This is a genomic window from Chloracidobacterium sp., from assembly GCA_015075585.1.
In the GTDB taxonomy this organism is placed as follows: Bacteria; Acidobacteriota; Blastocatellia; order Pyrinomonadales; family Pyrinomonadaceae; genus OLB17.
Genome location: JABTUB010000001.1, coordinates 1,173,935 through 1,187,117, shown reverse-complemented (window position 1 = coordinate 1,187,117; position 13,183 = coordinate 1,173,935). Strand labels below are relative to the sequence as shown.

The window sequence follows — 13,183 nt, the reverse complement described above, 5'->3', positions numbered from 1 at the left end:
ATGCTATATCGTCAGCAAATCGAAAAATTTGACCTAGCCTACGGAATACCGCGTAAGGCGAACGAACAGTACCTTCCGGCATATCAGGCGTTCTGGCACTGGACGGCAGATGTTGGACGCGGCTTCTTCTTTTTCGTACTCGGACTTATGGGAGCATTCCTAAGTTTATTGGCGGGTTTGCTGCTGGATGTAACGGGATTGATCACTCTCGTCTTTTGGGCTATGGCACTCCTCTGTTTGGCAGGCTCTCTTCTTGACGCATATTCACTGCTTTGGGCTTACCGGATCAGACGAATGAGTACGGCTCACGGCTCGGCAAGATGGGCGCGAGCTTCGGACTTGATCCGGTGCGGCCTCATGAACAAGATACGCGGTCTTCCCATTCCATCCAATGCAATGCCGATGGCAAGGGCATTCGGCGGTCGTGATATCTATCTCCCTCAAAACCAGTGGCTTCGACATTTTGTCATGTTCGGGCCGACCGGATCGGGCAAGTCAAAGACATTTTTCATTTCAATGCTTCGGGCCATCCTCAATGGATCTTCCTGCTTGGTCTACGACCCCAAAGGCGAACTTTGCGAGCAGACCGCTCTCTCCGCAAGGCGTATATTCCGTCTTGACCTGAACGATCCGGCCAAAAGCGATCGCTGGAATTTCATCCCCAAATGCCGCAATGATCCTGCTTTTGCCTGTCAGATTGCCGGAATGATGATCGGTGTCGAGAGCCGTCGCCGAACTAACGCAGATCCATTTTGGGGTGATGCTGAGCAGATCGCTTTAACGGCGATTCTTTTGCATATCGCCGAGGTGTATCGTGAGAAAGCGATTCCGGCTTTTGCCGCCGATTTCCTGCTCTCGCTCGGTGAAGACAATAACGGAGCCTTTGAGAAGGCGATGAGCAATTCGCCAAGCTTCTACGCAAAACAGGCCTATCTTGCCTTTCGCCAGGCCCCGCCGCAAACGCGCGGCTCCATACTGATCGGACTCTACAACAAGCTTCGTCCGTTTACGCTCGCACCGGCACGCATGGTAACGACAACTCCATCCGACGAGGAAAAGAATGCGGGCTGTGGATTGATCGATTTTTCCGACCTTAGAAGATCAGGGACGGCGGTCTATCTGGTTATCTCGGAAGGAGCCTCGGATATCTACAAGGAATTCATTGCGACATTTCTGGGTCAGGCCGTTATGGAAATGAGACTTGATGGCATTAACGACCCCAAACATCCTTGTTTCGTTCTAATCGATGAAGCCTATCAGCTCAATGTATCTGAGGTTAAGAGAATATCCGGGATCGGACGTGGGCGAGGTGTCGGGCTTGGGCTCGGGTATCAGGATCTTCCACAAATGTATGACCAATACGGTCGTGAACGTGCAAACGCAATTCTTGGCACCGTTATGACAAAGATATTTTTGCCGGGTCTTGACGATGTGACGGCCGAATACGCGTCAAAGCAGCTTGGCGATACAACCATATTTTCTAAGACATTTCAGGATTTCCCCGGCAAGAAGAACGACAACACCCGATATGCAGAACAGAAGCGATCGTTGATGCTTTCGTCAGAGATACGACAGATCGCTGCTCATCACGAAGTCCTGATAGTAAACGATACAGCTCCGCCTATCCGGGCCGCCTATCTTCCTTTTGCCGTTCAAACGGAATCATACATTGCAAAACCTCGTACCAAGCCTCGTGCGATCTATCTCGGCGAAATTGACGCAGTATTTGATTTGAACGACACGTCACTTGCATCTAAAAATGGCTCGCGCAAAGCCGAACTGCGAGGGTTGGTAACTCAGGCAGTAGGACAAGTCCTTAGTGACGAAAAGATGCTTCAAATTATCGCGAAGGATCAGAATCCGGACGAAACCTTTGATGAATTACGAGAAGAGAATGCTCTTGATGACTTGGTCGATGACGTGCGGGATCGTTTTCCCGAGTACGCAGATCAATCACGGATGTTCATTGCCCAAACTTCCTTTTGAGTCACCTTATGATCAATCGCCTCAAAATATCTCTTGTCCTCACGCCTCTGGCACTCCTGCTGGTAGTCGGTGTATATATCTATTCGCTTTGGGCAACGGAGATGAAAAAACAGGCAGATCTGCCTTTTGAAGCTGTGGATAGAATGATGCGTGATCTGATGACGTTCAATCAAAAAAGAGGAGCCTTCCCCAAAGATCTTAAGCAAATGGAAGGAGTGGTTTGGAATCAGAAGCAACCAAGAAGTCTTTCCAATGACAATAGAACACTGAATCATCGGAATTACTACTATCTCTATACTGCCGTCAACGCCAAATATGTAACGATCTGGGCAATCCCCACGGGTAAACTCCGCGATGAAGCTCCATCATGGTTTTATGTATTAACGCCTGAACAATGCCGAAGATGGAAAGGCCCTGCTATTGAGTTTGATCAACTCAAAAATGTATCCGGCACACCAACGACCGAGCAACTCGGCATTCTTGGGCTTACGGAACAAAACCGTGTTCAATTCAATACTGATAAGAAGTAGTCAAAGGCTGGTTCGAACCTAAAGATTTATCAGAACAACTCACTAGCGTTGCGTTAAAGTTTTGGAATGTTCTTTGAAAATATAGATAGATAAGGAGTTAAGTGCCGTTTTGGTTCTGGACGATTTGAAATGAGAAAGGCTATTTAGCCAGACTTCGTTTGTATGAACGAAGGCAAGTATGTATTTTCTCAGATCATATCGTTTGTGGATCATCATGATTTCGAGCGATGTGTCGAGCGCTACGGCGGCAACTATCGCCGCCGGTCGTTTAGCTGCTGGCAGCAGTTTTTGTGCATGGCGTTTGGTCAGATGACTCACCGTGAAAGTTTGAGCGACACGGTTTTGTGTCTGAACTCGAATGCCTCGAAGCTCTATCACATGGGCATCGGACGAGCGGTGACGAAGACCACTCTGTCGCGGGCCAATGAGACGGGAGATTGGCGTATCTTTGCCGATTTCGCACTTGTGCTGATCGAAAAGGCACGGCGGCTTTACGGTGCTGACAGCCAGCTTGAGGTCGCCCTCAAACAGAATGTCTTCGCCATCGATTCGACTGTCATCGACCTGTGTCTGAACGTTTACACATGGGCACATTTTCGACGAGCAAAAGCAGCCGTGAAGCTTCACGTGCAGCTTGACCTCAAGAACTCGATCCCGTGTTTCATATCGATAACTACTGGGAAAGTTCACGATGTGAACGTTCTCGACCTGATCGATTACGAACCCGAAGGCTTCTACATAATGGATCGCGGATACAAGGATTTTGAACGCCTTTTCAACATTACTCAGGCACGTGCTTTTTTCATCACTCGTGCTCACGGCAATCTTGATTTCAGGTGGTTGTACTCTCGACCCGTTGACAGAAAAACCGGTGTTATCTGCGATCAGACGATCCGTCTCGCGGGAGTTAATTCTTCAAAACGTTATCCGAAAAACTTGAGAAGAATTAAGTTCCACGACGCCGAACAAGATCGTACATTGGTCTTTCTGACCAATAACTTCGATCTTGCTCCGCTTGAGATCGCACGGCTTTATAAACACCGCTGGCAGATAGAACTCTTCTTCAAATGGATAAAACAACATCTGAAGATCAAGTCCTTCTGGGGCTACAGCCCTAACGCCGTAAAGTCACAAATATGGATCGCCGTCACCTCTTATGTAATCGTCGCTATCGTCAAAAAACAACTCAACCTACAAATTTCAATGTACGAAATTCTACAGATCCTGAGCCTCAACATTTTTGAAAAAACCCCGATAAATACGCTCTTCCAACTTCCTAATCTACATATTTTCAAAGATCATGGTCGTAACCAATTGACTTTATTCGACTTTTAACGCAACGCTAGTGAGAACAACTGTAATCTTTTCTTCCGAGTTAGACATTAATAAGATCGCTTTCAGAACGGTTTTCGGGGGAGCCATCAGAGTAACTCGACTTTAAAGCATCTCGGATTTTTTTACAGCCGCAATTGTAGGTCAATATTATTGACACGCCTTGAAAAGCAAGTTCTTCCAATCCCCTGATCTACATATTTTTCTTAGAAAATCATCGCAACCAGTTGACTCTATTTGACTTTTAGAATTACTGTATTGTCACAAGTTTGCTAATAAGAGTAGATTTTCGTTGGCGATGGGCTGATTATAGTGCCGTCGTCGAAATCACCGAAAAAAGGATTCTGCCATTTAGGAGTATTTTATGAGACAACTCCCACAAGAAATTCCGAAGATTGCTCGCGAATGTCTTGAGGCTTATCTCAGGCGTCAACTCGCAATTCTCGCTGAGCAGGGATATAGGAAAAGAGATGAGGTAATAAAGGAACTTAAATCACGTCTTGAGGATTCGGAACTTGCAGAGTTCTTGGGTCTACAGGTTGAGTCAATAGAAAAAAACATTAACGATCAGATCGAGTACTTGAACATAGTATTCAGCACTGCCGCTTTATCCATTGATGAATTTGTTGGAATCGCAATACCATCATTGATTGCGAGAATTCCGTTACTTCCCAGTATCGACGTAATTGACGGCTTACCTACATTTAGTCTTCCTGATTTTCCATATTCGATCGAAGTTAGTTTTGCTTTTTCAGGACCAAATTATGAAATCGCTATTGCCGGTCAGATGGTGGCAACACGTGACAGAGATTCTAGTTCGAAGCTCTCAGCGGACATTCGGTGGAAGGATCCCAGTCTCAGGATAAGGGCTTTGATCGGAGAAAGCTCGCGAGGAGGGGTTTTATTCAATGGGTATAGTGACCTGCCTTTCGCGATACCGATCGCTTCTACTGGTCTCGGCCTTTCGGGGATTGGAATTGTGTATGCGGAGGGTTTTGCCCCAAACCTCCCTGCACTAAGCGATGGTGCGACCGAGGATCAAGTTATTTCTGTGCTATCACAAGCCAAACCAGAAGCGGTGCAAGATTGGGCCAAGAACAAAATTTATGAGTCTGATGGATGGGTTTCTTTGCAATCAACGGGATTTAAAGCCTACGGGATTTCCGCAGCGATTGGGGATCTCAGCTCCAATGGGGAAATTATTGGAATAAAGGAACTGGGCCTTACATACTTAAATCGAGGACCAATTATTCTTCTCAGTGGCGACCTAAGTGCTCTAAAACAGAAAAAAATAGCTTCCGTGCAAGGCGTAATAGACACTGTCCGTAAGTTAATCGCGCTTCGAGCTGAACAACACTTGGATTTTCTAGTCGCAACGTTTAAGGGACAATTTGAGTTTATCGCCGAACTAGAGCACCCCTTGAAGGCGCTCGTAAGAGTGGGTGGGGAATATTTGGAGGCTGCTACAGTTACGTTTCTAAACATTCTTTCGCTGTATGGCGGTTTACAAATCAAACCATTCGAAGGTGCGATTTTTAAGGCAAGCGGTTATTTAAGTTGTTCGGGTAGCCTTCTAGGCTTTAGTGGGGGCATTAATATTAGTCTGTCCGTGGGGGCACAACTCGCCTGGAACCCCGTTTTGGTGAGTGGCCGTCTACAAGCTAACGGCTATGCATGGTTGTCTCTCTGGGGCTATACGCTTGGTTTGGGATTTGGTGTTGATTTAGAAGCGCGATTTCCTGATCCGAAAAAACTTCATTTGCGGCTTAGATTTACGTTGTCGCTTTGTTGGCCTCTCGATGATATTCATTTTGAGGCCGACATTTTCAATATTGGATCGGGCGATTATCGATCTCCAGCAAGCCCATTGCAATTTTCCGAATCAAGTACGGGGATTGTAGAACCTATCGGCACGTTTCACGCGGCGTCCGGCATCCAGGGTGAGCTGACTGAAAAAGAAGAGAATATTTATCCTGATACGGCTATTCTGATACCATTTCAGCAGAGAGCCAATCAAGGCGGCGTCACTAGAGCCACGATATTTAACTCGGAGATCGACCCCAATAAACCGCCTAATGCTCCCTATTTCGAAGCAGGTCAGAATGTTACACACACGTTAAACAAACTCGAAATATGGAAGATAGACCCTGACGACGCTGAAAATCGAGAGATTGTGCCTGATGTGAAAGCTTGTTGGCTGGAAACAGACACAAAACACGGTTTTACCCCAACATCGACCCTTGCCATACCGTGTTCGAATCCTCTCGCATGGTTAAATCCGTTTGATTACGCTCAGCCTAGTGAATATGCACCAGAAAATCGTTTCTTTGTTCAAACTTTCGGAAACGAACCAAACGAAACAGTACCTGTCGTTGGAGGACGTGCGGAAAAGGTTTTTGGGCAGGTGATCGTTTCAAGCTATCGCCCCCTTGAATTTGTCGGGTTTCCATTCAAAAGTACGCGACTTTTGGCTATCGGGGGAAATCGCGAATCAGACGAACGGAATGTGACATTTTTTACCGTACCAAAAGGGGCGAAGACATGCGAGATCCATATCATTTCTCGTTCAAAGCCGAGTGCGTGGGGACCCACTTGGGATAAACACCCCGCCATTAGGGAGATTGGCAAGGTGACCGCCGATTTGTCTGAGTGGTCGGTCCTGCTTACTCGGAATGATGAGTCTGAAGCTGATGACAGTATCTGCATTAATTTTGGCGACGAGGAATTCTTCTCGTGTTGGGTATTTTCTATCGGATGGTCAGAAAGAAGTTTAGGTGAAATTGTTTCCCCACCGACATCTCTTCTCAAACCCGGTCGATATGAACTTGTTTTAGAAGGGAGTTCATCTTCTTCTGCAGCGAAAGCCCCGCCCCAAGACTGGGCACTTCAACGACAGTTCAATGTAATAGCTCCGCCACTCAGGCCATACATCCGATTTTCGACCCTAGGGGATGAACGGAATTTTCAGACCAATCAGCCTGGGTGGAACCCGAACCCTCTTGGTATTGGTTTTGGGCACTATCTAAATCACTCCGGAGTAATACGTTCTAACGTTGGATACATGGACAAGATCTACAAAGACATCTGGTTCAGGATCAACGGAGAGTCCTTATGGGAAGGAGGGGTCTTAGACGGTAAATCGACTGCGTTTTCACGGAACGACTCTCATGAAGCAGGAACAAAAATCTCTATCGAAAGATCCCGCCTAGGCGGAGGCCCGAGACTACCGGAGCAAGAATATTGGTTCAATTTCGACGCTTCGCCCGGAGAACACAGGATTGAGATCTTCAAAAGCGATCCTAGCGGTGGCGACCTGAACGATTTGATCGACCAGTGGGACTTTAGAGTATCGGATTTTACCTCGGCAGTAAGTCACTTGACGCCACGGGAATGTCGGATGGTGTTTGGGCCATTCGGTACCAATATCTATGATTTATCAGGAATTGCTCAGTTGGATAGTTATGACTTTGGTTCAATTCAAATTCCCATTCTCGATATTGCACTTTCCAGTGGATGGCTATTACCGGCTTTTGTGTCAGACTGGGCGGGTACTTTTTCTGAAAATGCTGGGGCTCATTTCCTTGCGTTTCTCGATTGGTGCGGGATATTTGATGCTCCCCGCCAATTGCCAGCACGGAATGTCCTTGATCAAGCAGAAATAACAGAGCTTTGCGTACTGTATGATACGGGTCATTCCGCCGTCGGGCTTCTCTTCAAAACGCCTGAGCCATGCGATTGGCGTCGCGTTAAGATAAGAATCGCCGTTGACAAGATTGGAGGAGGGATCAAAATTTTGGAGGGGGCACTTATACCATCGGCCGACGGTTGTCACAGCATCGTCGTCGGCAAACTTGATGGCGTCGCAGTCAGACTGCCGAAAGGAAAGTATGTTGTTGAGGTAACATTCTGCTTGGAGCAAGAGAACTTGCCGCGGTTAAGGTTTAAAAATGACAAAAACATAGCTGAAGAGAAATTTGTTTTTTCATTTTGGTTAAGGGTAGGTCAGACTTGGGGAGAAAATTAGTCATGGGAACTATTCGATTGTGCGACACTCCAAAAGCCAGCAATTGCCCTGAACGGTTTCGAATACAGGGTTCCAGTTGGATTGATGGTCAAAATGTTGGTGATCGCACGCAGACTGCTGTGGTCCCTGGTGGAATCAGGCTAAAGTGGAATGCTCCTTTCATCTTCTCTGGTGACAACCGGTATTATCCCGACTCCTATTCAGTCATGCGAAGTGATGGGATTTCGATCGACGACGACCGATTATTTAAGCCTGAAACCGTAACTGTCGGCCATCCGCCTAGAAGCTTATACCCTCGTGGATTTTGGGATTCTTATAACCTTCGTTTTGGCCATCTGACCTTTATGTACCAGCCGGACAGTGAGTGTTCGTCGTTTGACGCGGTATACTTTAGGGTCTACGGAAGTACAGATGCTGCGACCGTAACTCTCAACGGTATCGACGGTCGCGCGAAGGTTAAGGCGAGAGTACGCTCAGGAGATGTTTTTTATTTCGAACGCTCAGGGCTAAAAAGCGTAGTTTTCTCAGCACCGGTCAAATTAGAGGGTATTCAATTTCTGAGATTTCCGCCAGTCGACGAACTCGCCCGTTATGATCTCAATCTGAATTTTATCGAGGTTGCGAAGATAGATGCCAGGGCTTGGATCAGCCATGACTTATCCGACATAAGCAAACGCACTTCTCTTGAAAACGGCGGTGCTTATGTGCATATCAACATAAATCAGTGGAAAGATATTCAGGCACGAGGGCAAAGGATTTTTAATTCCCCGTCCATAGCACATGCTGATCCGAGCGACTTGAGTGCTCTTCGCTTGCTGACTTCATTGAGTTGGGAAACGAGTACATTGTTGGGCCAAGGGTTTCTGGACGGTATTCACGATAAAATTGACGCCGACGATTATAAGAAGGAATCTTTACTCACGGGAGTTGATGATAACAGTTACTGCTATTATGTAATCGCAAACTACCATGACACTGAAGGTAATGAAGCGATAGAGACGAGCTGGCCGGTTTTTACCAGCAATGTCAGCATGGCACAACTCGGTGAGATTGAATGCTCCCAGGTTGGAAGCATCTGGACCAGCCGAAGGAGAATACAATCAGGGAATCTTTCGGATTTCAAACGAATTGCCGAGAGTGTCGAAACAGTCAAAAAAGTTGAAACAATTGATGAAGTAACCAACGACGGAGATCCTTCCATTAAGGAAATCGATGAGTATCTGAATAATGTTACTTTTGAACTGACATCATCTCTTCCGGCGACAGAGCTTGTTATTGTTGAACCGATGGCGACCGATAGTTCCCTTATTTCAACAAAATTCGAGAGATGCGGTGAATCAATCTCCCCCGATTCGACAGAACCATTAGAGGTCAAAGGTCTCGCTATAATTCAAAGACGACATTTCGAGTTCCCGGTTCCTTTTTATGATTCCGAGATCTTTTCAAAACTGACGGCGGGAGATACTTGGGACCGCAGAAAAAAAGTCGGCGATTCCGATAAAGTGCGACCGGAGATCCGTTATAAGGAATCCTGTGTTGCATTCAAGAACATTCACATAAGCCGCGAACGTAACGAAATCACTTATGAGTTAGATTCAGTGGATTGGAAAGCTGACAAGTTTGCCCAAACTGCAAAGGGAGAACTTCAGTTTCTGATTAAGCACCCAGATCGGCCGGTAACAAGTCTGGAGGTCAACGTTGAGGGAAAAACGCTAGATATTGACAATGTCTGGCGCGTAACGCTAACAGCTACATTGCCCATTTCTGACGAACTTTTAGAAGGTTTAGTCGGTGGGACGCTCAATGTTGGCAGTTTTTACGCTACGATTACAGAAGTCGTCCGGCTTTCGCGGGAATCCATTCGCTGTGGTTTTGAAACACAATTTGAATGTGGGTCGGCACGGGTGTTTTCGGATTCCGAGACACGAGGAGTTGTTACTGAAAATCCAAATGCAAAGCGGTTCTGGCTGGTCTTTCATAGATCGGACATTTTGGCTGATGGATCGATTGGTAGTTACTCGTCGAAACGAAATCTCGTTGAATGTGAAACAGAATGGAATAAGGGGATTTCCGGGGATGAAGATAAACTTACGCTTGACTATACGCGCCATCTAACCTTTGCGACCCGACTTCATGTTGATTATTTGAAGTTGTCATATGAGGGACAGGTGTCGAACCCTTTAGATACGATCTACGTTCAGCCCCCTCCGAAGGCTCCCGACTTTTGTTTCAAAGCCGATCAATTGGGGACCGACTATTATGGGCGGACTATAATGCGGATCAGTGCTGAAAATTGTGATGCATTTGACGATAGATATGCCGTCAAGGTGACTTTGGGCCCCGCGATTGCAGATTCGACAGCCGACTTCACGAAAAGCGAAGTTGCTGGTGAATTTGGGGCTCAACAACCATTAAGAGGTTCTAGTTATTTTGAAATATTGCCTCAAACAAACCTCAAAGAAGGAAGTAATGCTCGAATAGGTGTAAGGTACGTTAGACTTGAAGATGAAACTGAAAGTGAGCCGCTCGTTCGAGAATTTGAAGTGAGGAATGTAGGGGACACCTTAGGATAACAAAATCGGAACAGTTCTAGGCAGGAGAAATTTTAATCATGAGTAAATGGAAATTACAATGTACAAACGGAACACACCGGGCCCATCTGAATATCATAAAGGGCGGTGAATGGTCTTGGGAATGTGAAGAAAAGGAAGCTGTGTGGGGTGATCCTGCTGCAGGACGTGCCAGTTCACCGGATGAAAGTGGCTCCATTGTGTTAGGACCGGGCATTGACTACCTTGAGGACTTTCTTGACGTTAAGGTTGGGTCAACTGGCAAAGGTACAAGGAATGGGGTGACAGGGAGCTTTCCAGCCGATGGGAAGGAATTTGATTGGTTATGTACTGAGAAAGAGTGAGATACTGTGTCCGCCAAAATTAGGCCAAAAACTTGACGGGGCTAGACAGGAGAGCTTACTCAAAACTAGCGTTGGCGTAAATGACCTTGTTCTCCAATCTGTGCAGTTCTAACATTTGGGTTTTCTGATGACACTGGATAATTGATCTGCTTGGCTTGAGATAAGCGGATCTGATCGAGCTTTGCGCCCAGTTGATGAATGAAAGCGTCTGCTCTTGACGTTTCAGTCGTGTCCGTCAAACAATATTTACTCATGTGGAATTCAACGATTTCTCTTGTACCTGTTTGCGATTTCGACTTGTCGCTGCTTAACTTTCTGACAAGGTCATCTACAACGTCCTCACGAAATTGTGCAAACCTGTGAACGGCATCATCTGTTGATTTCATTTCAACATATCGCTCTTGCACTCGGGTTTCTAACAGATCTCTCTGATGTATCGCTTTGCCGTAAACGAAATCTTTTTCATAGGAAGGTAAATTTTGATAAGTCTTCTTGTGATCGAATTCGTTCGGGTTTTTCAGATCATTGCTTGGAGTGCTCAGACTTGAAAGAAAGTGTTTAGTCGCGGCCAAGGAATGTCTAAGATCAGATCTCTCCAATCTCGCTTCGAGGCTGTGCAAAAGTTGCCGTCCCTCTGTGCTTAACCGGATATTGCCTTCAAACAAGGCTTGTGTCTTTTCCTCTCGACTCTTTCCAAAGTGTGAGAAGGACATTTTTGCAGCGTTCATTTCGGATGAGTAATGTTTTGGGGAACCCTCGGTAAAGAGGAATTGAAGTTCCGTCACTGAAAGAGCTTTCGGGGTTTTTGATCGTTCCTGATCGGAAAGTTCCTTCCATCTAAGTCCAATCTGAGAATTATCCTTGCGAATGGAAGAAGCAGCTTCAATTACTTCTTGGCGAGTAGTTGCTCGGTCAATCATCGTGGCATATTTTCGGTATCGTGCATTGAAGTGCCGCAGCCTCGAGTCTGGATGCCTTAGTTGATTTTCAATATAAGCAGTGGCAAATCTTAGATCGTCAACCGCTTCGTGTTTCCTGGAGGGTTCGTGAATGGCAGTCGCGTAGATGGTGTCTCCGTACGCGTCTAGTATTTCACTAACTGGTTTGCCGTCTTCGAGTTCTTTGTCGATGGCCGGCAATTTCACGTTGAACCAGTGGTCGCGCTCGTTGTTACTCATTTCCGATGCCATTTGAGCTAGAGTTACGTTGCCGATTTCAAATCTTTCAAATTCTAGCTTACTGGCAGATATCGTTTCTATAGGCTCTCTTTCAGGTGAATCGTTTCCGTCCAGCAGAATTTCAGGATTTTCTATGGTCTTATGACCTTTTCCGTGCTCAAACACCGCATCTAAGGATATTAAATGATCGGAAGGTTCAAGTTGGCTTAACTCGTGAGCTAGATTCGCTATATCGGTCATAGTTCGCTCAAAGCGCTCTTGCTTAGATTCTTCACTGAATGTCCTATCGCCGGAATCTAAAAATTCAGTTTTACCTTCCAATGACTGGTAGATCCAATTGAAGACCCTTAGCTGAGTTTCACGGTCGGCGTCAGAACCCGCGATCTTTTGGCCGTATTCGACTATCTGGGGAGCAACTTCGACCGCCTTTGTCCGATCACCGGTGATGTCTTCCAGTTTCTTTACCGCATATTGATTGGTTGCGATACTCAACCCTGCGGCAATGGATAGCTTTTCTTTGGGAACGATAACCATGTTACCGGACACAGTGGCTCCGCGTTCGTAAAGATCCCGCGCGAATTGGGAATGTTGATTCAAGAACCAGGCGTGTTCATATCGGCTTCGACCATCAGTTTGGTCTATGCGGGCCAGCAGCAAGTCCGATTTACTGACGGAAAGTATCTCGTTAATAGCTCTTTGGGTCCTCGGATTAGGAATATCGACCAATCTTATTATTGATGGTGAGTGTTCTGCTTTGCCTTTGGCACTGTCATGAACAAGTACCCGCTGTTGGACCTTCTCGATCGCAAGCTTTACGACATCGGCATGACACATCTCGCCGGCACGGCAAAAGCAGGAAACAATAATTGGTTGACCGTTGTTGACAGTTTCGGCCAGGAGTTTCATGCCTTCCCTCAAACCTTCTTCATTTGCTCTGTATGTATTTCGGAGCCGTTCTGAATAAGCAAGCAATGCTCTGGCCCTCGCAAGTCCCTTTGGTGCGATCTCAGACCTTAAAGGGGCTAATGGCATCAGTTGTGGCGTATTGATATTTAACAGGTCGAGAGAACGTCTCGGAAGGCGACCGTTTGGTTCTTCGGGTTTCACCACAACTTGGCTTGTGAATTCTGTTTCCATTCCAATCAATCAGAAACCTATCGGTTCTGATCAATCTGAATAGCAAGTCGTGTGCCTGTAAGACGCGAAAGAAAAATCTAAA

Annotated in this window: 6 protein-coding genes and 1 pseudogene; 6 read left to right on the top strand and 1 reads right to left on the bottom strand. The window is 46.3% G+C overall.

Going from position 1 to position 13,183, the window contains the following annotated elements:
- From HS105_05400 to HS105_05375, 6 genes and pseudogenes are all read left to right on the top strand, one after another.
- Nucleotides 1-1,986 (top strand): type IV secretory system conjugative DNA transfer family protein, encoded by a 1,986-nt coding sequence (locus HS105_05400; protein MBE7516028.1) that lies wholly within the window; start codon nucleotides 1-3, stop codon nucleotides 1,984-1,986.
- An 8-nt stretch (nucleotides 1,987-1,994) separates the two neighbouring features.
- Nucleotides 1,995-2,516 carry a hypothetical protein gene (locus HS105_05395; protein MBE7516027.1) on the top strand — a complete coding sequence of 174 codons (522 nt, stop codon included), beginning with the start codon at nucleotides 1,995-1,997 and terminating at the stop codon, nucleotides 2,514-2,516.
- 162 nt (nucleotides 2,517-2,678) lie between these two features.
- Nucleotides 2,679-3,788, top strand: a pseudogene (locus HS105_05390) (IS4 family transposase).
- A gap of 424 nt (nucleotides 3,789-4,212) precedes the next feature.
- Nucleotides 4,213-7,872, top strand: a complete 3,660-nt coding sequence (locus tag HS105_05385; protein ID MBE7516026.1) for a hypothetical protein — start codon at nucleotides 4,213-4,215, stop codon at nucleotides 7,870-7,872.
- 2 nt (nucleotides 7,873-7,874) lie between these two features.
- A complete protein-coding gene (locus HS105_05380; GenBank protein MBE7516025.1) occupies nucleotides 7,875-10,445 on the top strand; it encodes a hypothetical protein in 2,571 nt (856 codons plus the stop codon).
- Nucleotides 10,446-10,483: 38 nt separating this feature from the next.
- On the top strand, nucleotides 10,484-10,786 hold the full coding sequence (locus HS105_05375; GenBank protein ID MBE7516024.1) for a hypothetical protein: 303 nt from the start codon (nucleotides 10,484-10,486) through the stop codon (nucleotides 10,784-10,786).
- A gap of 65 nt (nucleotides 10,787-10,851) precedes the next feature.
- Here HS105_05375 and HS105_05370 read toward each other — a convergent pair whose 3' ends face one another.
- Entirely contained in the window at nucleotides 10,852-13,101 is a 2,250-nt protein-coding gene (locus HS105_05370) for a hypothetical protein (protein ID MBE7516023.1), read from the bottom strand.
- Nucleotides 13,102-13,183: the final 82 nt, after the last annotated feature.